We start from the raw sequence: 25,811 nt of genomic DNA on the forward strand, positions 1-25,811 counted from the left end.
CAGAGTTCTTAGTCTGTGCTCATGAGTGAGCGGGAGAACACTTGGCACGGTCAGCATCAAGCCGGCCTCAGCAGGGGAGAGCGTGCCGCCGACTACCTCCGCAATGGCATGGGTAGCTGGATTTTCGTGGGGTGCTACGTCCTGGTGATGGTGGTCTGGGCCGCCGTCAATTCCTACCTGCTGGCCGAGGATGCATGGGACCCTTACCCGTTCATCCTGCTGAATCTCTTCCTATCCATGTTGGCAGGGCTCCAGGGCGCTATCTTGCTCATCGCCGCGAAAAGGCAGGACGCTATAGCGGCAGCCATGGCCCAGCACGATTACGACACTGACGTGCAAGCGAAGACGGAGATCGACCGGCTTATGGCCATTAACAGCCAACAGCTGGAACTACTGGAAGAACTGCGGGCATTGCTGCTCGCCGCGAGGGACCCTCACACCGAAACCGAGGAGACGATCCAGTTGCCGCGCGACGAGTAGGCGTTGCAAAGGTTTGCCGTGTGGGTTTATACGGCTGTGACGTGTCGCTCAGATGGCTTGGACGGTAGCCATCATGCCTTGGTCTTCGTGGTCGAGGATGTGGCAGTGGAAGACGCTGCGGCCGGGAAAGTCATCGAAGGCCACCCGGATTGTCACACGGCCGCGGGCAGGGACATTGACTACATCCTGCCATCTGGGTTCGGTTACTTCGCGGTCCCCGTCATGGATGACCTGCATGGGCCACACGTGCAGGTGGAGGGGGTGGTCCATGGAACTGGTGTTGACCAGGGCCCATTCCTCAACGGTGCCCACTGAGGTCGTCTCGTCGACTCTTTCGGGGTCGAACGTGCGTCCGTTGATGGTGAAAGCCATCATGCTTCCGTGTCCGCTGCCCATACCCATTTCCGAATCTGTCCCCGCACCCAAGGTCAGTGTTCGGGCGGCAGCGAGAGGTTCCTTCCGCAGATCGCGTAGGGGCCGGCCGTTGGTTATTGGCCGGAGATCAGTGCTCGTGATTGGGGAGACGGTCAGAGAACATAGTTCGAGCGTGCCTCCACCGGATTGGGTACCACCTCCTATGGCGCCGCCCATCATGGGACTCATGCTGCCGCGGTCCACGGGGGCGGCGGCGAGCGTGGAATTCGCTTCGCGGGTTTCTACGAGGAGTTCTACCCGATTCCCCGGAGCGAGAACCACCTCAGTGACGCCCTCAGGCTCTGGCAAACGGCCAATGTCACGGCTGAGGAGGAGGACCTGCTGTCCTGCAAGTGACAATCGCAGGTATCGGGAGGGACAGGCGTTGATGATCCGCCAGCGTTCCCGTTCTCCGGCTGCGGCGCGCAATTGTGGACGGATTTGGCCGTTGACCAAGACGATCTGCCCTTCGCGTCCCATCACCTGCTGCATCCGGTCCGCCCGTGCGAGGTTGCCGTCGGCGTCCAGAGACAAATCGGAGATCACCATCAACCTCTCCCGGGTGACCGAAATCGGTTCGGTGTCCTCCACCACAATTGCTCCGTAAAGACCTCCCGCCACCTGGTCGGCGGCGTGGCCGTGGTGATGGGGGTGGTACCAGTACGTGCCCGGTGGGTGGTCCGCAGGCAGTGTGAACTCGTAATCGAATGTTCCGCCCGGGGCAACGCTGACAAAGGGGTTATCGCTATTGCCCTGCGGGGAGACATGCAGCCCGTGCACATGCAGGTTCGTGGGTGCCGGCAGCCCGTTATGCAGGGAGATCCTGATAGTGTCGCCAGGGCTGACCCGCAGGCTGGGCCCGGGCAAGGAGCCGTTATATGCCTGCACCGAAGCTTCCCGCCCGCCGATCTGCACCTGGGCCGGTGCAGCGACTAGCTCTACTTCCAGCACGCGGTCACGGCTGGTCAGTACTTGGGGTTCGGTCAGGTCCAGCCCCTGGGTGTACAGGGGCTGAGCGCCGGGGCCGGTGGTCAGCCAGAGCCCGGCAACTCCGGCGGCCGCAGCGCCGGCCCCTGCTGCACCCAGCACCAGCAGTTGGCGACGCGTCAAAGGTTTCACTGGTTGCTTCCTTCTAGTACTTCCAGTATCCGCCGCAATACCGCATTTTGACTGCGCGAGCTTTGGCGGTAGCCCATCATTGTGCCTTTCGCGGGAACCTGGTCGAGGCGCCACAGGGGACGGCCACCGCTGAACTGCTATAGCCAGCGACGAGCCGGGCCTTGTGCTCGGTCTTGCTGCGGACATCCAACACCAAGGCGGGTTCACGTCGTTGAGGTCTTCGGACGGGAGCTGCGCGGGTGGGCGGTGGGCAGCGCTCCAGGCTGGTCAGATAGCTGGCGACTGATTTGCCGTCGGTACGTTCAAGGGCCTGGGCTGCTGTAATACCGTCGACCACGCTGTTGGCCTCGTTTCCCCTGGCTGAATACAGCACAATGGTGCTGACGGGAGGCCGTAACCTCATGAACAAAGCCATCATTAATTGCCCTCAATGCGGCAAGTCGAACCGCGTTCCAGCCGCCGCCGGCGGTCGGCCGCGCTGCGGGAACTGCCATCACGACCTCCCTTGGGTGGTCGAAGCGGGCGACGACGACTTCAGTGCGATCGCCGAGCGGCCCGGCCTTCCGGTATTGGTGGACTTTTGGGCGGTGTGGTGTGGGCCGTGCCGGGTGGTGAGCCCCGTGCTGGACACGTTGGCACACGAACGAGCCGGGCAGATCAAACTTGTGAAGGTCGACGTAGACCATTCGCCGCAGCTTTCGGCCAGGTTTGCAATACAGGCAGTGCCGACGTTGATGGTCATCGTTGACGGCAAGATCGTCGCGAGACAGGCCGGCGCGGCTCCCGCGCCGGTGTTGAGGTCCTGGTTGGAAGAAGCACTATGCGTCAGTTGATTGGCTGTTTGAATCGGCGGCGACGGATTACGGTGTCGGCAACTGCTACGCCAATGAGGGGAAGCAATGCGCCTATAGCGGCAACGAAGGCAGGCAGGAGAAGGCTCAAACCTGCCAGCACCGCCAAGGTGCCGATGCCGATGAGATCAGTTGGATGGCGCAGGCCCAACACCTGGCGGATAAAAATGCCTCGGCCGGCAAGGAAGAGGGCGGGGCCGCCAAACAAGAGCAGAACGGTGGACAGTTCCGGACGGGCGGACGGATCGCTAATCACAAGCTGATCGCCCGCAGCCACAAGGATCAGGCCAGCCAGGAGCATCAACAAGGTGTTACCCGCCAATATGCCCGGCCGAAAATGATCATCGACCGTGGCGAGCTTGTCCAGGATGTCCCGTTCGAGGCTATGGAAGTAACACCACCAGATGGCGATGCTGCCAGCCAAACCTACAGTCCCCGTCACAAAGATCAGAGGGTCCTCCAGATTCCCCGCTATTGCCAGGCCGGTCGAGAGGATTGTCTCGCCGAGCGCGATCAGGTAGAACAAACCAAACCGCTCAAACATCCTCTCTCCCGGGAGCGGAACCCGGCTTCCTTCGGTTTTGCGGCCCGGCAATCGGTGAGCCAGCATATGGCCAAGAAGGTCAATCGCGGCAGCAACACCCCAGATCATTAGCCGTAGCACCGCATCAAAGAAGACCCCGGCAATCCAAAAGGGCGCGCTCATACACCCCCAGGTCAGCGTGCGCACGAAATGGTTGTGCGTTGTCTTGTCCAGTCCCGCCGTAAGTATCCAAGCACCGCGGCCCAACTGGACCGCCAGATAGCAGGCAACGAACAGCCAGCCGAAAGCGCCAAATGACGAGTCGATGGAGGCGTTCATGAACAGCGTGACCAGCATGACGATCAGCAGCATCCACTGCACTTCCCGCAGCGAACTGTCCAGCAATGTTGCCGACCAAGTGGTGTACACCCATACCTTGTAGACCGCCAGAAGCAGCACGAATGTCTCCCCGGCACCCAGCCAGGACAGATGTTCCAGTAAATGATGGGACAGCTGTGACAGTGCGAAGACGAAGACCAGGTCGAAGAACAGTTCCACGCGGGTAACCCGGTCTCCGGAGGTCGCGGAGCGCATCAGCGACCTGGCACGGTCCATGAGTATCCTTCACTGGACCAGGAATGGACGGATGCCCCTCCTGTTGTCGACAACTGTGGCTGTGGTCAGTAACAAAGTCAAGGGAGGGGAGCCAGCACAAACGTCAGGAGGTTGCAGGCGCGGGAGAGCGGCTCGGTTCCCACGTGCCAGCGGCGTCGCTCCACCAGCATCTCGTCCGTCGGCATTGAGGCCAGGCCTTGATCCAGTGGACGGGTGGTGAGCCGGAAGGAGGCAGAGCGTCCTCTGGGGGGCCGATCCGGTGCATCGCCGCGAGCATGCACCATTCCAGATCCTTGGCGAAGGCAGGCTCCCAAGCCGTGCACTCGGGCTGCTGGACGCTCCGATGTTAACGAGGACGACGGCGGGAGTTATGCTCCCGCCGTCGCGCGTCGTTCTGCTTGCTGCCTCGCATTGTTGGCGCGGCATTCAGCTTTCGTGCTTGGAATGCTCTCCCAGACGGTGCCATGAGCGGTTGTGGTAGACCAGAGCGTCGCCGGCCTCGCCCGCTTGGACGTCACGCATCACGCGGGACTCCAGGGCGTGAACGGCGATGATGGTGGAAGTCCCCACCTCCATGCGATTGATGACGGCGCAGCGCACCCACGCCCGGACATCGTCATAAACCGCTTCGCCGGTCGCAAGGGTCGACCAGCGGTGCGTCTGGTCAAAGCGGTCTGCGCCGGGGGTCGCTCCAAACTTCGCCAAGTCGATGTCATGCGCATCCAGCAGGTGCACGACGACGGTTTCGGCGCGTGAAAGCACCTCAGAGGCAGAGGACAGTGCCGAGACCGAGAAAATCAGCAACGGAGGTTCCGCACTCACTGACACGACCGACGATACCGTCAGTGCCACCGGTCCTTCGCCGGCATCCGCCGTGATGACGGCGACACCTCCCGGGTGGCCACGGAACAGTGCTTTGAATTCGTCGGCCGAGAGGGAGGACGGGAAGCTTTGCTTCGGAGCCTCGACCCAAGTGTCTGGGGGGTAGGCGTGAAACATGGTTATGACACCCGGGGGACGGAGCGGGCGAGTTCCTCGCGAATGATGTTCGTTCCTGCGCTGAGAGCACTCAGCTTGGCCAGTGCGACGTCGCGGGGGAACGGTGCCATGCCGCAGTTGGAGCTGGGGATGAGCTTGTCCGCATCGACGAACTGCAGGGCCTTGCGGAGGGTGTCGGCAACCTCCTCCGGGGTCTCGATGGTCTCGCTTGCGACGTCGATTGCCCCGAGCATGACTTTCTTGCCGCGGAGGAGCTCGATGAGGTCCATGGGCACGTGGGAGTTCTGGGATTCCAGCGAGATGATGTCGATGCTGGAGTTCTGAAGCAGCGGGAACGTTTCCTCGTACTGCCGCCACTGTGAGCCGAGCGTCGCCTTCCAGTCGGTATTGGCCTTGATGCCGTAGCCGTAGCAGATATGCACGGCGGTCTCCGCGCGCAGTCCCTCTGCCGCTCTCTCCAGCGCAGCCACGCCCCAGTCCTTGACCTCATCGAGGAAGACATTGAACGCGGGCTCGTCGAACTGGATGATGTCCACCCCGGCCGCCTCCAGCTCTTTCGCTTCCTGGTTCAGGATCGCGGCGAACTCCCACGCCAGCTTCTCGCGGCTCTTGTAGTGGTCATCGAAGAGCGTGTCCACCATCGTCATTGGACCGGGAAGAGTCCATTTGATAGGCCGGTCGGTGGTTGCGCGGAGGAACTTGGCGTCATCGACGAATACCGGCCGTTCGCGGCGCACTGCTCCGACGACGGTCGGCACGCTAGCGTCGTAGCGATCGCGGATGCGCACGGTCTTGCGCTGTTCAAAGTCGACCCCGCTGAGATGCTCGATGAAGGTGGTGACGAAGTGCTGGCGGGTTTGCTCGCCGTCGCTGACGATGTCGATGCCGCGTCGGGTCTGTTCGTGGATGGCGATGCGCAGAGCATCCTGCTTGCCCTCGAGCAGCTCATCTCCCCCCAGTTTCCACGGGGACCAAAGAGTTTCCGGCTGCGCGAGCCACGATGGTTTCGGCAGGCTTCCGACAACGGTGGTGGGCAAAAGTGTGTTCATGATTGACGATTCTCCGTGGGTCAGTTGACGAGAGCGGGGTATTTGGCGGTCCACCGGTCCAATAGATCCTTGTGGGGAGTGATGAAGTGCTCCTCCGTGTACTTAGCCTGCTTGATCGCGAGCTGACTGCGCTCGACGCGGTCGTAGGCGATCTGGGTCCGTGAGTAGTCCTGCTCTCCCAGGCTCGGCTGGTAGACGACGGCGGCGGCGGAGTTCGCGTTGTAGACCTCCGGGCGGTAGATCTTCTGGAATGTTTCCATGGTGCTGATCGTGCCGATGAGCTGCAGGTTCGAGTAGTCGTTGAGCAGGTCGCCGCGGAAATAGAAGGCGAGCGGGGCAACGCTGCCGCGTGGCATGAAGTAGCGGACTTGCAGCCCCATCTTTGCGAAGTACGCGTCCGTCAGCGAGAATTCGTCCTGCTGGTACTCGACGCCCAGGACCGGGTGGTGGTTCTCCGTTCGCCGGTACGTCTTGCTCGTGGAGACGCTGATGCACACCACTGGCGGTTGCGGGAAGCGTTCCTTGCATGCGGGGGAGTCGAGGAATTGCTGGAACAGTTTGCCGTGCAGATCGCCGAAGTCCTCGGGAACGGTGGGCTTGCCTGACTCTGCTGCTGCCGCTGGCAGTACGACGCTGAAGTCGAAGTCACGGACGTAGGAGGAGAAATTGTTCCCGACGATCCCTTGGTGACGGACCCCATTCAGCTGGTCGACGATCTGGATGTCGAGAACCTCGAACAGCGGGAACTGCTGATCAGTGCCTTCCGCGGTGAACTCAATCTGCACGGAAACGATCTCAAGCGCGAGGGTGTAGCGGTCCCGGTCCGGGTTGTCCCAGCTTGCGAGATCGTTGAAGCGGCGCCGAATCATGGTCAAGGCGTTGCGGAGGTTCTCCTGGCGGTGCTCGCCCCGTGCCAGGTTGGCGAAATTCGTGGTGATCCGCGAGCCTTCCGACGGTGAGTAATCCTCGTCGAAGGGGGTCGTGGTGATGCTGAAGGTGAAGTCGTCTGCCATGTGCTGCCAATCCGTTGATGGGCCGGAGACGGCCTTTCAGAAGGTGATGTATCCATGGTGCAACCTACCGAGGGGTATCGGGTAACTAGGCGTTACTATGCATTCATATAGAATCTTCCTATGGCCCAGATTTCGAGCGGATTGACGCTGCAGCAGCTCCGCTACTTCATCGAAGTTGCAGCTGAGGGGTCGATCTCCGCGGCAGCCGATCTTCTCTACGTAGCCCAGCCGACAATGTCCGCCGCGATGAAGGACCTTGAGGCGCGGGTGGGCCGTGCGCTCCTGGTTCGCTCCGCCCGCGGAGTCACCCTCACCGCCGACGGAGTCGAGTTCCTCGGCTACGCGCGGCAGGTAGTGGAGCAGTTTGCTCTCCTCGAGCAGCGCTACCTTGGCAGGCCACCACGGCGACGTCTGCTCGGGGTGTCAACGCAGCACTACTCGTTCGCGGTGGACGCCTTCGTCCGGATGGTCAAGGCCACTGACGTGGCCGAATACGAGTTCTCACTGCGTGAGTCACGCACCTGGGACATCATCGAGGATGTCCGGACGCTCCGCAGCGAAATAGGCATTCTCTACCGGAACGATTTCAACCGGAAGATCATCGACAAGCTGCTCCGGGAGTCCGGGCTCGCGTTCACTCCGCTTTTCCTCGCCGATCCGCACATTTTCATTTCAAGGAAAAACCCGCTCGCCTCAAAGAAGCGTGCGACTCTCGCCGATCTCGCCGGCTTGCCGCGGCTCACCTTCGATCAAGGTGCGAACAACTCCTTCTACTTCGCCGAGGAGATTCTCTCCACCTTGTCCAGCAAACAGGAGATCCGGGTCTCTGACCGTGCGACGATCTTCAACCTCATGATCGGGCTCCACGGCTACACGATCTCGACCGGCATCATCAGCGGGCAGCTCGACCCGGAAATCGTCGCCATCCCGCTCGACGTTGATGAACGCATCGAGATCGGCTGGATAGGCCACGCAGCGATTCCACTCACCGACCAAGCGCAGCGCTATTTGAAGGAATTGCGGGCCGTCGTGGCGGAGTTCGGCGTGGCGCTGATCGACTGACTGCAGCTGGGTGGGGGGTCTTTACCCTTCAGTGATTGGACTTAGTTGTTTCAGGCGAGCGCGCTGCAGGTGTCGTATATGCCCGACTTCGTCGTTGGCATGGCCGGGGTGGGGAGCGAGGAAACCGTCCTGTTCCAGGTGGTGGCGGTCCAGCCCGAGGACGCCAGCCGGGCTTGTAAGGCCGCGGTGCCTTCGCCTGTCTGTTGCTTGCTACCGGAATCTGCCCTCGGGATTCGGAACGCATCGGGTGTTGCCGCCGAGCGTGGTACCGAAGCCGCTCGTTCCAAGCTGCAAGGAGAACTTGCTATCGCCAAAGCCAGTGGTCGTCTGGTCTCGGTTCGCCCTCGAGAGCTGCGTTTGTACGACTCTTTGCCCTTTGCTCTCAAAGACTTCCTTTACCGCCTTATGTATCCCCCTGTGCTTCCGGTGCAACTTTCGTCCAGCCGCCCGGGGCGAGAGCTTGAATCTCGTTGAAGCGTTCTAGGTAGTTCGGGCTTGTTCTGGTCCCATGGTCTGCTCCACGGTGCTGGTAGGGGAATCCGTGACGGAGTGGTCCTGCACCCTGCAAGGAGCAGAAGAAGGACCGCCGTGGCGGGAAGGGCACGCCAGTAATGGCGGCCTTTCGGGGTCATTGTTTCCTGGAGTTGGTGTTATGTGGTCCTCTCTTGGTTCGTCCGATAGGTCGTGGTTGGCCTACGCCTCTTCATGGTAGGGATGCTGCGCACGATGTGACTTTGGGAACTTGCACTAAAGATCCTGACTTCGGTTCTTTCGTCGGGCGAGAAAACAAACGGGTCTTGGCCGTGTCGTGGGAGCGCACTGCGAAATCAAACCGGACGCGTGCCCGACGCAGACGACCGCTCCCCAGCGGTGCCTACGGAACATTGCAGCTCGTGACATTGCAGCTCGCGCGAATGTCGGCTGAGCACGCCGACGCGGACCAGTCTGCCGATAAGCGCACATATGTCGCGACGGAGAGCATACGGCAAGTTCCGCCTGCCATTAACGGCAGCGCTATACCGCGTCCGACTGCTGCGCTTACGGTTCAGAAAACGTATGGGAACCGCGTCGCCGCTCGGCGTAGGGCTTCCACCGGCTTCAAGAATGGCACTTGGACCGATGTACTCGACCACTGGAAGTGTTGCCAGCAGCCCTGCCCACCGCGCTCACCGCGATTCAGATTAGGAGCAAGTGGCAACTACTGGGTCGAAGGGGGTGTGAAAGGGGATTCGGCTATCGGTCGAAGCAATTGCGAGGGCGCATGCCCATACCGCTGGCGGAAGGCCCGGCTGAAGTGTGCGGGGTCTGAGAATCCCCACGATAGGGACAAGTCCGTCAGCGTGCCGTCATAGCTCCCGGTCAACAAGGTCTCCCGGATCCGGTTCAGACGTTGCTGCCAGACCCAGCCCATCACTGTCTCGCCGTCCGCTGCGAAGGCGCGGTGGATGCTGCTCGGAGACAGGTGAAGCTCTCTTGCGATGGATTTGATGCTCAGGGTCTCGTCGCCGAGGTTTTCGAGGATATGGGCTTGCACGAGCTTGCGCCGGGAGACTCGCTGCGCGTCCGGGACGCAACGGGCGAGGCCGCCCAGGCCGGCAACAATCAGATGCTCCACGCCCTGGGAGACTGATAAAGAGACATCCGAGGGCAGAACGTCAATATCGTTCGCCAGGAACTGCACTGTATTTACCAGCAGACGTGCAACCCCTGGATCCGCGTTTACTGCCAATGCGGTGAGTCTGGCAGCTTCGGGTAAATGTCGCTCCAACGCAATTCGTGGAAGGCGGAGCACAAGTTGCTCAAAGTGGCCGGTCAGCAGCAGCGAATACGGTCGGGTGGTGTCATAGAGCGCGAATCCGCCGTCGTGGAGGGCGGCCGAGCGGCCTTCCTGGGTTACCAAGCATGAGCCTTCGGTTTGGATGCCCACGAGATAGTAGTCGTCGGTGGAAGCGTCGATGGCAGCTGGTGTGCGGTGGACGGATTGCGCGGAAGCACGGACACGGGCCAAATCAAGCGATGCCAGAGTCTGGACGGTTATCTCACCATCTATGGACTCGCGGCCGTCACCCGCCTTGCAGTCGAGGTCAACGAAAGTATCAGAAACGGCCTCCGTCCAGAACGAAACACTGTTCCGGGGAGACACCGCCGCTGTGCTCACAACCTTGGCCATGCCCCATCTTATCGCCGCCCTGCGCCAACTCTGGGGCCGGTTTGCCGAGGCCGATGGGGGTGCGTGCAACGTGACATACGCAGTCAACGTTCCTGCGATTCTCGATCAAGAATCCTTGTGAATTGAGACATAACGTGGAAACACATCCACTTCTATGACTCGCATCACATCCTTTAGGAGATCCCAATGAACCACGCCCAGTTCAAAGCAGCCGTCGTTCAGGCAGCACCGGCATTCCTCAACCTGGACAAGACCATCGATAAAACGATCGCCCTGATCGAGGACGCGGCACGCAACGGCGCGCAGATGATTGCATTTCCCGAGACCTGGCTCCCGGGGTACCCATGGTACGCCTGGCTCGACGCACCAGCCCTGTGGCTGCCGCAATACACCAAACGCTACTTCGATAATTCCCTTGAGTACGGCACTCCCCAGGCGGAGCGGATCTCGAAGGCAGCCAGGGACAACAACATCATGGTCAGTATGGGACTGAGCGAACGCCACGGCGGCAGCCTCTACATCGCTCAATGGTTCATTGACAGTGAAGGACAGACCATCGCCCAGCGCCGCAAGCTAAAGCCCACCTACGTGGAGCGCACCATCTTCGGCGAAGGCGATGGAAGCGACTTGGCCGTCTGGGACACCAAGCTGGGGCGCGTCGGCGGGCTCTGCTGCTGGGAGCACCTGCAGCCATTGTCCAAGTACGCCATGTACGCCCAGAACGAGCAGGTGCACGTCGCCGCATGGCCGAGCTTTTCCCTATATGAAGGTGGTGCCTTTGCCCTCGGCCCTGAGGTCAACACCTCCGCCTCGCGCATCTATGCTGTGGAAGGCCAGTGCTTCGTTCTGGCTCCGTGCGCCACCGTGTCCCAGGACATGGTCGACGAGATGTGCGCCACCGACACGCAGAAAGCACTCCTGAAAACCGGCGGCGGACATGCCCGCATCTTCGGACCCGACGGCCGGCAACTCCACGAATCCCTTCCGGACGACCAGGAAGGCCTCGTCTACGCTGAGATAGATCTGGGCCTTATTTCAGCGTCGAAGGCTATTTCCGACCCAGCGGGCCACTACTCCCGCCCTGATGTCACCCAGCTGGTCCTCAACAAAGCTCCTAGGAGGGCCGTCATCGACGCCGTCCTGCCAGCGGATACCGTCCCCAGTCCTGAGCAACTCCGCCACGTAGAAGAGCCAGCGCTTCCAGTCATGGCGGAACTCTAAATGGCTCCTGACCCCAGCCGTCAGGACCCGGCTATCGAGTCTTCCATCCCGATACACCTCACCGTCGAACGGACGCACCCGAAGCGGGCAGGCGATAGCTACATACCGCCCTACCCGCCCTACTCCGCGCGATTCGCAGAAGCAGGTCATTATTGCCTATGGGGACGACGCCGAGGCTTATGGTCGCTGGTTTGAACACCACCGTGACGCACTGATCGGTGCTGCTCTGGAGCTCGCCGACTACGGCCGCTCACGGTGACTTCCAATTCGTAGACGCCGGCCATGAGGGTTTGGGGTCGGACAGAGAACTCTCCGGAAGCTTTATGGGCCACGACGTGGAGGCCGTAAAACAGCGTCGGGCCGCCGACCCGTAACCTCCAGTACCCCTCCCGCAATCATTGGTTCAGCCCCACCCGGTCCTTCTTCGCCTGGTTGGAACATGAAGACGTAGTTTGGCCAGTCCAGGCACTCGGACTTTCCCGGCCGGGCCGCATCCGTCAGAGCTTGATGGCTTCTGCCAAAACTGGGGCCAGGCGGCGGACGCCTTCGGCAATCGTATCGGGCGGCACTGCGCTGAAGGCCAGGCGGAGCTTGTTGGAGGGGCCGTCGACGGGGGAGAAGGCTGCGCCGGGGATGAAGACGACGCCGGCGTCGATGGCCTTGGCGAGCAAGGGGTACGTGTCCACGCCGTGGGGCAGGGTGACCCAGACGAAGAAGCCGCCGTCCGGGCGGGTCCATGTAAGCCCGGCGGGCATGTACTCATCCAGCGCTGAGAGCAGGGCCTCGCACCGCTCCGCGTACAGCGTGCGGTACGTATCGATCTGGCTTTTCCAGTCATAGTCGCGGAGATATGCCGAGACGATCATCTGGTTCAGTGGCGGCGGGCAGAGCGTCACGGCTTCGGAGGCCAGGTAGAAGCGGCGCTGCAGGTGCGCGGGAACCAGTGCCCAGCCGATCCGGAGGCCGGGAGCGAAGATCTTGGAGAAGGAGCCGAGGTAGATGACATCGTCCGGGTTGGCCGCGCGCATCGGGGCGATGGGATGGCCATCGAAACGCAGGAGTCCGTAGGGGTTGTCCTCCAGGACAATGATGTTCGCGTCCCGGCATATATCGACGATCCGTTGCCTGCGTTCGGCGGCCAGGGTGATCCCGGAGGGGTTGTTGAAGTTGGGGATCGTGTAGAGGAATTTGATGTTCTTTCCCTCTGACTGGAGCGCAGCGATCCTGGCCTCAAGAAGCTCAGGTACCAGGCCGTCGTCGTCCATGTCGATCGGTGCCACCTCGACTTGGTATGCCTCGAACGTGTTCAAGGCGCCCACATAGGTGGGGTTTTCCACCAGGACCACATCGCCGGGGTTGCAGAAGACCTTGGTGGCCACATCCTGCGCCGACTGTGAGCCGGCGGTGATGACCACATTGCCGGGATCAGCGTCGGTGATGCCCTCTGCCGCCATGATGTCGCAGATCTGGGCACGGAGCTCTTCGGTGCCCTGGCCGCCGCCGTACTGCAGGGCCGTCATGCCTTCCTCGGCGATGATGCGGGCTGCGGTCTGGCCGAGCTTCTCCAACGGCAGCGACTGCAGGTAGGGGTTGCCCCCGGCGAGTGAGACAAGGCCGGGCCGCATCGAGATGTCGAAGACATCGCGGACGGCGGATTGCTTGATGTTGGCGGCCCGCGCGGAGAACAGTTCCTCGTGCGGGTGGGCGGCCGTGGCGGCCCGCTCAATGGCGTCGATGGCTTCAGCGGGCAGCGTTGCGCCGGCATCCAATGTTTCGTGGGTCATTCGTCTCCAATACTGGGGTCTCCGGCGTGTTCGCGGGTGTCCTGGTGCCCTTGCCTGACGGCCTGTTGCGTCAGTGCAAGTGGTCGTCTGGTCCCACGCCAGGTGCTTCATGTTGTTCTTCATATGTTGTCAGCCCGGGTGTCTGGCTCGTGTTCGTTGGCGGTACAGCTAGGGGAATGCGCTCCGGTTCTGATCCCAGCCTGACGCCGGGATCAGAACCGGAAAGCGCACCGCAGGTCATTCCAGCCCGGGCTGCGTCAGAGTACTTTGCTCAGGAAGTTGATTGTCCGTTCCTGTTGGGGGTTTGCGATGACGTCTCTGGGATCGCCGGATTCGACGACCACGCCGCCGTCCATGAAGGTCAGGGTGTCGCCGACTTCCCGGGCAAAGCCGATTTCATGGGTCACGACGACCATGGTCATTCCGGACTTTGCCAGGTCTTTCATGACCGTCAGGACGTCTCCCACGAGCTCGGGGTCCAAGGCTGAAGTGGGTTCATCGAACAGCATCAGTTCAGGTTCCATGGCCAAGGCCCGGGCGATGGCTACTCGTTGCTGCTGGCCCCCGGAGAGCTGCGCGGGGTAGTAGTCGGCCCGGGAGGCCAGCCCAACCCTGTCCAAAAGTTCCAAGGCTTTGCGTTTGGCGGTGATTTTGGGCCGGCCTTTGACATGGACTGGAGCTTCGATGACATTTTCGAGTGCGGTTTTGTGCCCGAACAGGTTGAAGCGCTGGAACACCATGCCGATGTTGCGGCGTTGGCGTGCGATGTCCTTAACGTTCAGCTGATGGAGCCTACCGTCCTTCTCTTTGTAGCCGACAAGTTCATCATCGACGTAGATCCGGCCGGCGCTGATGCTCTCCAGCTGGTTGATGCACCGGAGCAGTGTCGACTTCCCGGAACCCGATGGCCCGATGAGAACAGCGACTTCACCTTCTTTCACGGTCATATCGATGCCTTGAAGCACGTGGTGGTGACCGTAGAACTTGTGCAGTCCCTCGATTCTGACCAAGGGGGTGGTCGTCTGGGCCGACGACTTGGTGGTTTCGGCATGGCCTGAAGTCATCGTCCGCTCTCCTCAATAATCTCAGCGGTTTTCGCCGTGGTGTTCGCTTTGGCTGCTTTCAGTGCCGCAGGATTCACTGCGACGGGAGCGAGGTTGTCGATGCCTTTGCCGTAGTGCCTCTCGATGAAGTGCTGGCCGACCATGAGGAGGCTGGTGATGAAGAGGTACCAGGTGGCGGACACGATGAGCAGCGGAATGGGAAGGTATGTGCGATTGGCGAGGGAATTTGTAACGAACGTCAGGTCAAGGGTGAAAGGAACAGCCAGGACAAGAGATGTGGTCTTGAGCATTCCGATGGTTTCATTACCTGTCGGTGGGACGATGACGCGCATTGCCTGGGGCAGGATAATGCGCCACATGATCTTCGCCCTCCTCATGCCCAGGGCTTCCGCTGCTTCCATTTGGCCCTTGTCCACGGACTTCAAACCCGCCCGGAAAATTTCGGCCAGGTAGGCCGATTCGTTCAGTCCGAGTCCGAGGACTGCCGCCCAGAATGCTGTGAGTACGTCCTGGGTGGTGAAGCTGAAGAGCTCCGGCCCGAAGGGAACGCCGACCGCGATTTTTGGGTAAAGCACGGCGACGAGTCCCCAGAAGATGAGTTGGGTGTATACGGGGGTACCGCGGAAAAACCAGACCCAGAACCATGAGGTCCACCTCAGTATGGGGTTATCTGATTGGCGCATGAATGCAAGCAGTATGGCCAAGCCAACGGCCAGAGCCATGGACAGAACTGTGAGGAGCAGCGTCCACCCGACGCCTCGGATCACATTGATGTCCAAGAGGTACAGCCCGACGGTCTCCCAATGGAATTGGGGGTTGGTTGCCAGGTTTTGGCCGATCAGGATCATCACTAGAACGAGGATGCCTGCGCCGATCCACCGACCAGGGTGCCGTACCGGGATTGCGTCGATTAATGCCGGGGCTGTCGCCGTACCGGACACGGAGGGTTCAGCTGTTTGCGTTCTCATGACGCACCTGCCGCATCGTCGAGGGAAGCAGACCGACCTTGTGGTTGGTTGCTGTCCATACCAACGGCGCTGAATGAACGGGCCAGGGGCGCTGTCATGCAAGGCGCTGTCGCCGGCACGCTTAGCGTGTGGACGGTCAAAACCGTACCGAAGGGCCTGGAGGTTGGAATCATGCTCTGCCTTACTTAGGAGGTACATATCGCGGAGAAACGTGCCGGACTTGGATCCTGGCCATCGCCTGCCCCAACCATAAAAAGAATGTGGCTCAGGTCACGCGAGCCCTAATTTTTCTGTGCCTCAACGGCTCAGGGGTGGGTTCAGCCTCAGAAATTGCTGTGACGGGAAGCGCTACGCCTTTGCGGCGTGCCACGATTCAGCAGCATGCCCGGCGGTTGATTTAGTTCCTGGTCACAACCAGTGACAGGCGCCGTGGCCTGAAGAAGAGAGGAAACCAATGACGAGCACGTCAGAAATCGTCGGGCAACGGCACGATCCCGAGGCGCCCAGGTACGCAGGAATCGCGACCTTCGCCCTGCTTCCCAGGCTGGAAGAAGTCCCAAGGGCAGATGTGGCCGTAGTGGGCATCCCGTTCGATTCCGGTACGAGCTTCCGGCCCGGAGCGCGGTTTGGCCCGGCCCACATCCGCGAAAATTCCCGCCAGCTGCATCCGTACCACCAGATCCACGATGCTTACCCGTTCCGTGACCAGCAGGTCGTCGACGCCGGCGACATCGCTGTCGGACCGTACGGAATCGAACGGGCTGTCACGTCGATCCAGGCGGGAGCGGAAAAGCTGACATCCCAAGGCACCCGGATCATGGCACTTGGTGGTGACCACACGATAGCTTTGCCGTTGCTGAGGGCGGCTGCGGCGCAGCATGGACCGCTGGCCGTGCTTCACTTCGATGCCCACTTGGACACCTGGGACGTACTGCACGGAGAATCAATCTGGCACGGCTCCCCCTTCCGTCGCGCGGCCGAAGAAGGACTGATGGATCTGAATCGATGCCAGCACGTAGGCATCCGCGGCGGAGTCTACGATCCAAGCGAGCTGGACGACGACCGTCAAGCCGGGTTCGAGATCGTCCGCAGCGAAGAGTTCCAGGAACGTTCGATTCCCAGCATCGTGGAGCAGGTACGTGGCCGTCTCGGCACGGGGCCCGTGTACATCTCCGTGGACATCGATGTTCTCGACCCCGCACACGCCCCGGGCACAGGGACCCCGGAGGTCGCCGGCATCAACACCCGGGAATTCTTCACCGTCCTGCGGAAATTGCGCGGGCTCAACATCGTCGGTGCAGACGTTGTCGAAGTTGCGCCGGCGTACGACCATGCAGGCGTCACGGGCTTGGCAGCAGCCCACACGGCATGGGAACTCATCACGCTCATGGGCCTTCGGGACACCTCCGGCGGGGAACCCAACTCCTGACGTGACGTTGGTTGCCAGCTCTGCTGGCAGCGAGGCGGCGGACCGAATCTTCGGCCCGCCGCCTTTGTCGTCTCTCCAGGTCCCGATCCGTCAAAGCCCTTGGTCCAAGGCTGCGCCTCCACCTGGACTGTTCACTCAAATGGCCCCGGCACGAGCCGGGGCCAAGGCCAGCATCATCGCGGCGGATGTGGGGGATCCCAATAAACATAGGAACCCACGGCCGGTTTATCCGGTCGTGGGCTCCTATGTTGAGGTGGGGCAGCGCGCAGCTGGGCGCCGCGCCTACAAGGTACCGTGCTGAACTTGGACGGCTGCGCCGACTGCCGCGAGGAAATCGTCCACGTCTGCCGCCGTGGTGTCGAAGGCAGTCATCCAGCGTACTTCTCCGCGTGCCGCATCCCAGTCGTAGAACCTGTACCGTTGCCGCAGTGTTTCGGCTGCCCCCGGTGGCAGGACGGCCAGGACAGCGTTAGCCTGCGTTGACTGGGACAGGTGCACGGCCGGGTTGCCCTCCACTCCTGCGCGCAGCCGCGCGGCCATGGCGTTGGCTTGCGCAGCTGACCGGTACCAAAGGTCCGATTCGTAAAGGGCGGTGAGCTGCGCCGAAACGAATCGCATTTTTGATGCCAGCTGCATGTTCAGTTTCCGCAGGTACTTGACGCCCGCGACGGCATCCGGATTGAGGACGACAACTGCTTCCCCAAAGACCATTCCGTTCTTCGTCCCGCCCAGGGAGAGCACGTCGACTCCGGCTGCGGTGGTGAAGTCGTGGAAGGGACGCTGCAGGTGGGCGGCGGCATTGGACAAGCGTGCGCCGTCCAGATGCAGCAGCATTCCCCGCTCATGGACGAAATCAGCGATTTCCTTGATCTCCCCGGCCTGGTAGGCCGTACCGAATTCGGTCGTTTGCGTGATGGACACCGCAAGGGGCTGGGCCCGGTGTTCATCACCCCAACCCCACGCTTCCTGTTCGATCAGTTCGGGGGTGAGTTTGCCGTCACTGGTAGGTACCGGCAACAACTTCAGCCCACCGATCCGCTCGGGGGCCCCGTTCTCATCGGTGTTGATATGGGCCGAAGCGGCGCAGATAACTGCTCCCCAGCGGGGCAGCATGGACTGCAGCGCCAGGACGTTCGCCCCGGTGCCGTTGAACACGGGGAAGGCCTGGACTTTTGGCCCGAAATGCTGCCGCATGACGTGCTGGAGACGCTCGGTGTAAACGTCCTCTCCGTAGGCGGGCTGGTGGCCCTCGTTGGCTTGGATCAAAGCTGCCAGCACTTCCGGGTGCGCCCCGGCATAGTTGTCTGAGGCAAAGTTGCGCAGACCGGCATCATGCAGGGGCCGGCCCGGGTGAAGGGCTGTGGTGAGTTCTGTAACTGACATGGATGTCCTTCCGAGTACCGGCCAGCGGCTAGATCAGGTGCTGCCGGGTCCCGTTCAAGCTCCCGGCATCCGCGTCAAAGAGTGCCGTGACGTGTTCGGCAAGTTCCTGCACATCGGTGTAGCCGGGGAAGGCACGGTGTGGCGCAGCCTCACGCATGGCGTCATCGACCAGTGCCTTGACGACGAAGACCACTGCCGCTGACTTCTGTCCGACGGGTTCTGCCTTGTTGCCTGTTTGGCTCTGGTGGAAGCCATCGGCGACACCCAGAACCCAGGCCTCGGAGGCTGCCTTGATCGCAGAATAGGCGGCGCCACCAGCGGTCGGTTTCTGTGCCGTCACAGAGGAGACGATCGCCAGACGCCCTTTGTCAGACGATTCAAGATCTTCGTAGAAAGCCCGGGAAGTATTCCGGAGCGTGGTGAGCACGCTGGTGTGCAGAACGTCCCAGTCCTGATCCTGCTGGCCAGTGATGCCATCCCCGCCACGCCATCCACCAACGAGATGGATCAGCCCATCGACAGGGCCGACGTCCGCGCGGACAGTCCGGGCGAGGGTGTCGACCTCCGCAGGGTCGGCAAGGTTGCAGACGTAGGGTGTGACCTCCTGATACTCCTGCGCGAGGGCCCTGACGCCGGCTTCGTTGACGTCGACGGCGGCGATCCTGGCCCCCTGTGCTGCCAAAGATTTCACGACAGCCCGTCCAGCGGCACTCGTGGAACCTGCCACCACCACGTTCAGGCTTGCACGTATTGCGGTGGGGGCGCTCATGCCGCGGTCGCTTCGGAGGTTGTCTGCGCTGTTTCGCCGGTGATGCCGGACGTGGAGGAAATGACGTCCCTCATCTTCTTCTCGAGCGCCTCATAGAACATTGAGTGAGGGAACTCGTCATTGAGGACCAGATCAGTCAGACCACGCGGTGGGCCCTCCAGGGGCAGCGCTTCAGGGCCCTTGGCCCAGATTGAGGCCGGATGAGGCGTTACGGTCGCCGAGATCAATTCGTAGGCAGCCAGCCAGTGGGCTGTTTTGGGACGATCGATTGAACGCCAGTACAGGTCTTCGATTTCCTGTCCGAGGGCGATGACGACCTGGGCGGCACCATCCCAGTCGATGGTCAGTTTGGTGTCCGTCCAGTGCAGAACGTGGTGCTGGTGCATCCAGGCGAACAGCAGCTGGCCACCGAGCCCGTCATAATTGCGAACGCGGCTGCCGGTCATGGCGAACCTGAAGATCCTGTCGAAGATCACAGCGTACTGGACGAGCTTGGCATGTTTGCGCGCTTCCGGAGAAGCGTTCTCGTCTTTTTCGATCCTTACAGACTCGCGGAATGCGGTGAGGTCGCAGCGCAGCTCTTCGAGGGTGTAGAGGAAGAAGGGCATTCGCTGCTTGATCATGAACGGGTCGAAGGGAAGGTCCCCGCGCATGTGCGTCCGGTCATGGATCAGGTCCCACATTACGAAGGTGGACTCGGTCAGGTGCTGGTCATCCAGCAGGCTTGCAGCGTCTTCGGGCAAATCCAGCCGGGTGATCTCCGCTGCTGAACGCAGAACGCGCCGGAACCTTGCCGCTTCACGGTCGGCGAAGATGGCACCCCAGGTGAACTGCGGTGTTGTCCTGACAGCGACGGATTCGGGGAAGAGCACTGCCGAATTGGTGTCGTAGCCAGGGGTAAAGTCGATGAACCGAATCGGCAGGAACAGGGGGTTGGAGTAGTCTCCGGTTTCGAGTTCGTCGATGAACTCGGGCCAAACAACTTCAATCAGAACTGCCTCCACAAAACGGTTGCTGCTGCCGTTCTGCGTGTACATCGGAAAGACCACAAGGTGACGCACGCCGTCGGCCCTGTGCTGCTGAGGCTGGAAAGCCTGGAGGGCGTCAAGGAAGTCGGGCACTTCAAAACCAGCCTCTTCCCACCCTGCGAAAGCGTCCTGCACCTGTTCCAGATACTCCGCGTCGTGTGGAAACTGCGGAGCCAGTTCTGCGAGGGACTTCCGGATGGTCGCGGTAAGCCGTTTGGCTGTTACCTTGTCTTCCGGCTCGGGCACGGAACCGTCCTGGATTTGGATGAGTTGGAAGTCTGTAGCGGCCTGCTTGAGCGCCAACCAGGCGGGAAGCTCACGTAACTGGGCGGTGGACAACGTCACAGCGGCGGAACGTGTGGTCGTGGACATGCCATTCCTTTCAGAGGATAACGATCGGGTGAGAAACGACGCTACAGCTAAGACAGAGACTCTAATGGAAAAGATGCCGAAGCATAAGATATTTTGTGCCTAATTCGCTCGCGGGCTTGCTAAGCCCTCAAGATTCGCGGTCCTGGCTATACAACCGCTTCCCGGTGCCGCATAAAGTTCAGATTGCGTCGATTCCGCCCACACTGGCCTGCGCGACCACCGATACCCAAGCAGAATGTGGCAGTAACAGGGTGGGACCAATGAGGCAAACAGGACAATATAGGAACAGCGAAGCAAAGGAAGACACATGGCCATCAGTTCCAGCCAACTGCAGACATTGCTCGCTGTCATGAAGACCGGCTCCTTCGCCGCGGCCGCGGAAGACGTCGGATACTCGCCCTCGAATGTCTCCCAGCAGATGCTGACGCTTGAACAGGAGACCGGCGTTCGCCTTTTCACGCGACATGCCAGGAGCGTCACTCCCACAGTTGAAGCATTCGCACTGGCCAAGCAGGCCGCGCGTATTTTAGCCGGCGTCGACGTCATGATTTCGAGTTCCCGGGCCGTTCAGGGCACAGGCAAGGAACTGATGCGGGTTGGGATTTTTCCCAGCCTCGCAGCACAGGTACTGCCCCTGGTACTTCGGCATCCTGAGTGGGAGAAGTCAGGCGTGGACCTTCGCGTGTCTGTTGCCGAACCGTGGGAGACTGCGGATGAACTCCGGTCAGGCGGACTCGATGCCGCTTTCGTGTTTCAACTCGGAGAATCCGGCTTGTGGCCGCCGAGTATCGCGAGAGATCAGATTGCCGAGGACCCTTTCAGGGTGGTTATCCCTGCCGCTTGGGGGATTGCTGCACACACGCTGATGAGTGTGGACGACCTCTCCACCAAGCCTTGGATCATGCAGTACCCCGGGGGCAGCGACGGTGTTGTCATCGAGCAGCACTTACGGAACCACAATTTCCGACCCCGCGTGGTCGGTGTCAGTGATGACTTCAACGCCACTGCAGCACTGGTCGCAGCCGGGATGGGCGGCGCCTTCCTTCCCGAACTCTCCCTTCAACGCTCGGAGGGTCTGGTCCGGGTACGCGTGGAAGGCTTGGAGCTGACTCGAAACATCGTCGCCTTGACCTCCCGGGAACGCCCGGGGTCTCGACCTACAACACTGATACGGCTCTTCAAGGAAGCACTCGAAGGCCCTCAGTAATCACCCACCGTCAACAACGGCCAGCGGGAATGCGGCTTTGCCATGAAACGGCCGACGAAGCCCCACGATCCCTGATGCTGGTGCGCGGATTGCCCGGCGGCGAACTACATTTCCCCGTGGGTGCCAAAGTCGGGGCGGCCTTTTTGTTGGCAACGGACAGAGACCCGCGGGACAGTCCTGTTCTGCACATCTGGGCCCTGATTGTTGGGTTTCCGGGACAGAGGCCAACGCTGCAGGAACTTCGACGAGGCATCCGGCATCAACCCACCCCGAGCCAGGGAGCCGAGCAATGACGGACCAGTCGCAGCCAACGCACGTGCCCGCAACTTTCGTGGAGCAACAGAAGACCGCCTTCACCAAACAGTTGACCGTTAAACGCATAGTCTTTGACCCGGCAGGGGAACCCTTTTGGGCACCGCTATCCCACAGCGGTGAAGATGAAGAGCCACTCCGCTACCGGACCGGCCAGCGCGTGAGTTTCTACCTGGACGGCGCCGTGAGAAAAGGCACCATCGATGTCGTCATGCCAGATGGCACCCCGCTGTGGGTGTGGTTGGACGGCGGGGCGGGTCGACGGCTGTTTTCCTCCGATGATTCGACCCTGATGCTGCAGCGGGCAACTACGGCTGGTCCCGCCGTGGCCGGGCTGCCAGTGGACATTGAGAAGCCGGATACGCCAACAGAATGCTGACGTACCCGGCTGCCTTGCTGATAACGCCGCTGGTGCGGACTATTCAATAGTCGTGGGTGGGTTCACTTCGGCCTTGTCCAGAGCCGTCTTCTCCTGACCCCAGGCCTTGAGAATGGTGCCGTAAGTCCCATCAGCGATGAGGCTGTTGACAGCAGCAGCGACAGCCATGGCCAGGGGTTCATTGTCCTTGGCCACGGCGATCCCGACAAGGCTCGGGTCGACGGCGTCTCCCAGGGGCTCAAGCCGGCCACCGGTTTCCGACACGGCGTATCCGGCAGCGGCCGACATGGCCACGAAGGCATCGAGACCTCCATTGATGAGGCGTGTTGTCACGTCCGTCTGGTTGGTGAGGGTAAGTACCTCAATGGCGGGCTTGGCGCTGGCGACGCAGTCATCGGACTGCTTTCTGACAGCCGTCTCCTGTAGCGTCCCTGTCTCAACGCCGACTTTCAGACCGCAGGCGTTCTTGCTGTCGACTTTTTTCGGGTTGTCTTTCTGCACCACCCACTGGGTGCCACCTGCAAGGTAGCTCACGAAGTTGACGGCCTTCAACCTCGTGGATGTCACGGTGAAGGATGACACGCCCAGGTCGTATTTCGGGCCGAGGGAGGGGAGGATGTTGGCAAAGTCGGCGTTCTGGAACTCAGCTTTCAATCCCATGCGGGCTGCAACGGCGTTGGCTATGTCGATGTCGAAGCCCATGGGTGTTTGACCGTCGGCACCTCCGAGGAACTCAGCCGGAGCATAGGTAGGATCGGTGGCTACGGTGAGGACGCCGTCCGCCCGGACATCTGCCGGAACGCTGGCCGAAATCTGCTCATCCCGGCTGACGCTGGTGGGATCAAGGCTTTCCGTCGAAGTCGTTCCTCCTACCTGTTCGGACGTTGTACAAGAGGTGACAGACAACGCGATGGATGCGGCCAGAACAAGGGCCAAGCCAGTTCTCTTCTGCATGATTTGCACTTTCTCTAGGCACATATATGTCCGTTCTTCGGAACGTTGTGGTAACGCTACGGTTCCCAAAAATATGAGCAATCGGCCATAAGAAGGACCGCACCGACAACGCCGTTTCGGCAGTGAAGGCCGAGAATTTCTTATGGACAGCTACGCTGGGCCGGCGGTGGGTTATAGGCCCCAAAGAGGCGCCGACAAGCCCATACGACAAGGACGTAAATCCCCTCAACGTGGCGTAGGGTTTCTGTTCCTCAGTCACATTCCGGAGGCATCATGGCTCACTCTGTCTTACGGTGATGCCGCTCACAGCTAAGAAAAAACTATGCTCAAGGCGCACCGCACCGAAGCGGTGGACCAAGAGCTCCAACAGGAATGGCTTCTACACATGAATGACTAAAGATCGCCAGGCGTCTGCCAACGCGCAGCCCCGGGTCGACGACGACTCCCTCGCGCAGGTCTCCCGCGACGCCATCGACGATGAAGCAACCGCCCGCCCCCAGAACCCGTCAGCGTGTCATCCAGTTGCGGGTGGGCACCCCCCCAGATTGAAAGGCACCCATGGAGAACTCTCCAACACCTGGCACAATGACGTCCCGAGCGGGATTGAGCCTTACCCAGCAAGTACGAACCCGCAAGCCGCTGCACATGCTGAAAAGGGAATCAGACATCCAGACGACCGGTCTCCGGCGGAGCCTGAGCCTTGTCCAACTGACCATGATCAGTGTGGGCGCCACCTTGGGAACCGGGATCTTCGTTGTTTTAGGCGATGCTGTGCCCATTGCCGGACCCGCTATTTGGATTTCTTTCGTTGTAGCAGGCATCGCGGCCATGCTCTCTGCATTGTCCTATGCGGAAATGGCGGGGGCAGTTCCCGTCTCGGGGTCCAGCTACTCCTATACCTACGTCACCATGGGTGAAGGGCTGGCCTGGATCTGCGGATGGTGTCTGCTGCTCGAGTATGCGGTTTCCGTAGCCGCCGTGGCAGTCGGGGCCGGTGAATACCTGTCTGAAGTGGCCAAAGCGTTCGGAGTTGAACTTCCGCATGCGCTTATTCAACCGCCAGGCGATGGGGGAGTGTTCAACGTTCCCGCCGTGGTGATCGTACTGCTGGCTGTCGTACTGCTCATTCGCGGTCCCGTGAAAGCGCCGTGGTCAACACCATCCTCGTCGGACTCAAGGTAGTTGTCCTGCTGCTCTTTATCCTTGTCGCTTTCAGCGCGTTCGATTCACGGAACTTTGAGCCACTTGCCCCCATGGGCCTCGCCGGCATTACGGCTGCTTCCTCCCGGTTGTTCTTCTCTTACATCGGCTTCGACGCGGCCTCCACTGCCGGCGATGAAGCGAAAAACCCCCAACGTGACCTGCCCAGAGCCATCGTGATCTCGATGGCTGCTGTCACTGTCCTGTATGTGGCCGTGGCCGTGGCCGCCGTCGGTGCCCGTCCGTGGGGATGGTTCGACGGTCAGGAATCGGCTTTGGTGCACATCCTTGAAGAAGTGACCGGCACCGTGTGGGTCTCCCTGATCTTTGCCATCGGGGCTGTCATCGCCATCGTCAGCATCGTCCTGGTCACCCTCTACGGCCAGACCCGCATTCTGATGGCAATGTCACGGGACGGAATGATCCCGCCCGTCTTCGCCAAGGTCTCCCGTCGCACACAGACCCCAATCGCCAACACCATGATCACCGGCGGTGCCATAGCTGCCGCTGCAGGGTTGATCCCCCTCGGCGAACTGGCCGACGCAACCAGTATCGGCACCTTGTTTGCGTTCTCTCTCGTCAGCATCTCGGTCATCGCCTTGCGGCGTAACCAGCCTGACATTCCACGTACCTTCCGGGTTCCTTTGTACCCGTTCACGCCGATACTTGCTGTTGTTATGTGCCTGGTTCTGATGGTGAACCTCGGTGGAAGCACGTGGATTGTCTTTGTCGTCTGGATGGCGCTCGGCGCTGGCATCTACCTCGCATACGGACGTCGGAATTCCGTTGTGGCACAAAGTCTCCGGGTAAAAGACGTCGCGACCGAACCACAATCGGCCGAAGTGGATCAACTTCAGAACTGAACATGGCTGGGCGTGGAAGCCTTAGGCCTCCGCCTCGTGACCTGACCAGGCCTGGTCTTGCTCATTCGCGGACGTCAGCGACGCGGTCACTGCACGGTGGAACAAACGCGGTGTCATGGCTGGCACGCCATGACACCGCGGACACCCCGCGGGAAGCCACCTTGCTTCCACCGCGAAGTCTTCCGGGTCAGCCCGAATCAGGTCCTGGAAGTACTGAAGGAGCACCACGTTGAACTGGTCGAATTAACCGGGCTGCCTACGGCCGAAGAGTTCCGTCTCAGCACCCCGCGCAGGGGCTTTGCCCGTCCAGCGCGCAATAACCTCGTCCCAGGTGGTGCCGGCAGCGGCAGTAGTCCGGAGCCACCAATGGTTTCCATTGACCGCCACATGGCGCCCGTAGTCTGCCTTTTGAGTGCCTTTGGCGGGTAACGTATGGCGCCAGCAAGCCTAGGCTTGCTTCAGGTCACGACGAGGTGGCCGTCAGGATGGAGGTTGAGATGTCACCGATGTATAAAGTGCCACCTTTCGATGCTGAGCTGGGTGCCACGCTGGGAGCGTTGGGCGACTTGATAGGCCCAACGTT

22 protein-coding genes and 1 pseudogene are annotated in these 25,811 nt (G+C 61.0%); 8 read left to right on the top strand and 15 right to left on the bottom strand.

Translation table 11 applies throughout. The features are described from left to right. Nucleotides 1–21 precede the first annotated feature (21 nt). Nucleotides 22–480, top strand: coding sequence for a DUF1003 domain-containing protein (locus AYX22_RS10045; protein WP_242703588.1), 459 nt, complete (start codon nucleotides 22–24; stop codon nucleotides 478–480). A gap of 48 nt (nucleotides 481–528) precedes the next feature. On the opposite strand, the gene AYX22_RS10050 is transcribed toward AYX22_RS10045, so the two are convergent. Together AYX22_RS10050 and AYX22_RS10055 are read right to left on the bottom strand one after the other, a co-directional pair. Beyond that, nucleotides 529–2,013 carry a multicopper oxidase family protein gene (locus AYX22_RS10050; RefSeq protein WP_207597276.1) on the bottom strand — a complete coding sequence of 495 codons (1,485 nt, stop codon included), beginning with the start codon at nucleotides 2,011–2,013 and terminating at the stop codon, nucleotides 529–531. 76 nt (nucleotides 2,014–2,089) lie between these two features. Beyond that, nucleotides 2,090–2,416, bottom strand: coding sequence for a hypothetical protein (locus AYX22_RS10055; protein ID WP_207597277.1), 327 nt, complete (start codon nucleotides 2,414–2,416; stop codon nucleotides 2,090–2,092). Here AYX22_RS10055 and trxA point away from each other — a divergent pair. Then, nucleotides 2,415–2,846 (top strand): thioredoxin, encoded by a 432-nt coding sequence (gene trxA, locus AYX22_RS10060; protein ID WP_207597278.1) that lies wholly within the window; start codon nucleotides 2,415–2,417, stop codon nucleotides 2,844–2,846. The genes AYX22_RS10055 and trxA overlap by 2 nt on opposite strands. Here trxA and AYX22_RS10065 read toward each other — a convergent pair. The 5 genes from AYX22_RS10065 to AYX22_RS10085 all read right to left on the bottom strand — a co-directional run bounded on the left by AYX22_RS10065 (nucleotide 2,839) and on the right by AYX22_RS10085 (nucleotide 7,063). After that, on the bottom strand, nucleotides 2,839–4,002 hold the full coding sequence (locus AYX22_RS10065) for a low temperature requirement protein A (protein WP_207597279.1): 1,164 nt from the start codon (nucleotides 4,000–4,002) through the stop codon (nucleotides 2,839–2,841). The two genes, trxA and AYX22_RS10065, sit on opposite strands and share 8 nt — an antisense overlap. A 77-nt stretch (nucleotides 4,003–4,079) precedes the next feature. Beyond that, nucleotides 4,080–4,286 carry a hypothetical protein gene (locus AYX22_RS10070; RefSeq protein WP_242703589.1) on the bottom strand — a complete coding sequence of 69 codons (207 nt, stop codon included), beginning with the start codon at nucleotides 4,284–4,286 and terminating at the stop codon, nucleotides 4,080–4,082. 142 nt (nucleotides 4,287–4,428) lie between these two features. Beyond that, nucleotides 4,429–5,001 carry a flavin reductase family protein gene (locus tag AYX22_RS10075; protein WP_207597280.1) on the bottom strand — a complete coding sequence of 191 codons (573 nt, stop codon included), beginning with the start codon at nucleotides 4,999–5,001 and terminating at the stop codon, nucleotides 4,429–4,431. A 2-nt stretch (nucleotides 5,002–5,003) separates the two neighbouring features. Then, complete coding sequence (locus AYX22_RS10080) at nucleotides 5,004–6,050, bottom strand: methionine synthase (RefSeq protein ID WP_207597281.1); 1,047 nt, start codon at nucleotides 6,048–6,050, stop codon at nucleotides 5,004–5,006. Between the two features lie 20 nt (nucleotides 6,051–6,070). Beyond that, entirely contained in the window at nucleotides 6,071–7,063 is a 993-nt protein-coding gene (locus AYX22_RS10085) for a DUF1852 domain-containing protein (protein WP_207597282.1), read from the bottom strand. Between the two features lie 120 nt (nucleotides 7,064–7,183). Between AYX22_RS10085 and AYX22_RS10090 the strand changes: the two genes are divergently transcribed. Further along, the gene (locus AYX22_RS10090; RefSeq protein WP_207597283.1) at nucleotides 7,184–8,125 is read left to right on the top strand and encodes a LysR family transcriptional regulator; all 942 of its coding nucleotides are present in this window, start codon (nucleotides 7,184–7,186) and stop codon (nucleotides 8,123–8,125) included. A 1,198-nt stretch (nucleotides 8,126–9,323) separates the two neighbouring features. Here the strand turns inward: AYX22_RS10090 and AYX22_RS10095 are convergent. Then, the gene (locus tag AYX22_RS10095; protein ID WP_207597284.1) at nucleotides 9,324–10,295 is read right to left on the bottom strand and encodes a helix-turn-helix domain-containing protein; all 972 of its coding nucleotides are present in this window, start codon (nucleotides 10,293–10,295) and stop codon (nucleotides 9,324–9,326) included. 186 nt (nucleotides 10,296–10,481) lie between these two features. Between AYX22_RS10095 and AYX22_RS10100 the strand changes: the two genes are divergently transcribed. Further along, on the top strand, nucleotides 10,482–11,516 hold the full coding sequence (locus AYX22_RS10100) for a carbon-nitrogen hydrolase family protein (RefSeq protein WP_207597285.1): 1,035 nt from the start codon (nucleotides 10,482–10,484) through the stop codon (nucleotides 11,514–11,516). Nucleotides 11,517–12,013: 497 nt separating this feature from the next. On the opposite strand, the gene AYX22_RS10105 is transcribed toward AYX22_RS10100, so the two are convergent. The 3 genes from AYX22_RS10105 to AYX22_RS10115 all read right to left on the bottom strand — a co-directional run bounded on the left by AYX22_RS10105 (nucleotide 12,014) and on the right by AYX22_RS10115 (nucleotide 15,332). After that, complete coding sequence (locus AYX22_RS10105; RefSeq protein WP_207597286.1) at nucleotides 12,014–13,300, bottom strand: PLP-dependent aminotransferase family protein; 1,287 nt, start codon at nucleotides 13,298–13,300, stop codon at nucleotides 12,014–12,016. Between the two features lie 257 nt (nucleotides 13,301–13,557). Beyond that, nucleotides 13,558–14,364: an amino acid ABC transporter ATP-binding protein gene (locus AYX22_RS10110; RefSeq protein ID WP_278251951.1), complete on the bottom strand. Its 807-nt coding sequence runs from the start codon at nucleotides 14,362–14,364 to the stop codon at nucleotides 13,558–13,560. Then, nucleotides 14,361–15,332, bottom strand: a complete 972-nt coding sequence (locus tag AYX22_RS10115) for an amino acid ABC transporter permease (RefSeq protein ID WP_207597287.1) — start codon at nucleotides 15,330–15,332, stop codon at nucleotides 14,361–14,363. The genes AYX22_RS10110 and AYX22_RS10115 overlap by 4 nt, the downstream gene beginning before the upstream one ends. 454 nt (nucleotides 15,333–15,786) lie before the next feature. Here AYX22_RS10115 and speB point away from each other — a divergent pair, with 454 nt between their 5' ends. Beyond that, nucleotides 15,787–16,761, top strand: coding sequence for an agmatinase (gene speB / locus AYX22_RS10120; RefSeq protein ID WP_207597288.1), 975 nt, complete (start codon nucleotides 15,787–15,789; stop codon nucleotides 16,759–16,761). Between the two features lie 282 nt (nucleotides 16,762–17,043). Here the strand turns inward: speB and AYX22_RS10125 are convergent, their stop codons facing one another. The 3 genes from AYX22_RS10125 to AYX22_RS10135 are packed head-to-tail and all read right to left on the bottom strand — an operon-like array spanning nucleotide 17,044 to nucleotide 20,313. Beyond that, nucleotides 17,044–18,144 (bottom strand): low specificity L-threonine aldolase, encoded by a 1,101-nt coding sequence (locus AYX22_RS10125; protein ID WP_207597289.1) that lies wholly within the window; start codon nucleotides 18,142–18,144, stop codon nucleotides 17,044–17,046. 28 nt (nucleotides 18,145–18,172) lie between these two features. Then, a complete protein-coding gene (locus AYX22_RS10130) occupies nucleotides 18,173–18,913 on the bottom strand; it encodes an SDR family NAD(P)-dependent oxidoreductase (protein WP_207597290.1) in 741 nt (246 codons plus the stop codon). Then, nucleotides 18,910–20,313 (bottom strand): DUF6421 family protein, encoded by a 1,404-nt coding sequence (locus AYX22_RS10135; RefSeq protein ID WP_207597291.1) that lies wholly within the window; start codon nucleotides 20,311–20,313, stop codon nucleotides 18,910–18,912. Before AYX22_RS10135 ends, AYX22_RS10130 begins: the two co-directional genes overlap by 4 nt. A 307-nt stretch (nucleotides 20,314–20,620) precedes the next feature. Here AYX22_RS10135 and AYX22_RS10140 point away from each other — a divergent pair, with 307 nt between their 5' ends. Together AYX22_RS10140 and AYX22_RS10145 are read left to right on the top strand one after the other, a co-directional pair. Beyond that, nucleotides 20,621–21,520, top strand: coding sequence for a LysR family transcriptional regulator (locus tag AYX22_RS10140; RefSeq protein WP_207597292.1), 900 nt, complete (start codon nucleotides 20,621–20,623; stop codon nucleotides 21,518–21,520). Nucleotides 21,521–21,809: 289 nt separating this feature from the next. Next, nucleotides 21,810–22,211: a hypothetical protein gene (locus AYX22_RS10145; protein WP_207597293.1), complete on the top strand. Its 402-nt coding sequence runs from the start codon at nucleotides 21,810–21,812 to the stop codon at nucleotides 22,209–22,211. Between the two features lie 39 nt (nucleotides 22,212–22,250). Here AYX22_RS10145 and AYX22_RS10150 read toward each other — a convergent pair whose 3' ends face one another. After that, nucleotides 22,251–23,165 (bottom strand): ABC transporter substrate-binding protein, encoded by a 915-nt coding sequence (locus tag AYX22_RS10150; RefSeq protein ID WP_207597294.1) that lies wholly within the window; start codon nucleotides 23,163–23,165, stop codon nucleotides 22,251–22,253. A gap of 645 nt (nucleotides 23,166–23,810) precedes the next feature. On the opposite strand from AYX22_RS10150, the pseudogene AYX22_RS10155 reads away from it, so the two are divergent. After that, nucleotides 23,811–25,228, top strand: a pseudogene (locus tag AYX22_RS10155) (amino acid permease). Nucleotides 25,229–25,811 lie beyond the last annotated feature (583 nt).

Origin of the sequence: Arthrobacter sp. D5-1, assembly GCF_017357425.1 — a bacterium.
GTDB lineage: Bacteria > Actinomycetota > Actinomycetes > Actinomycetales > Micrococcaceae > Arthrobacter.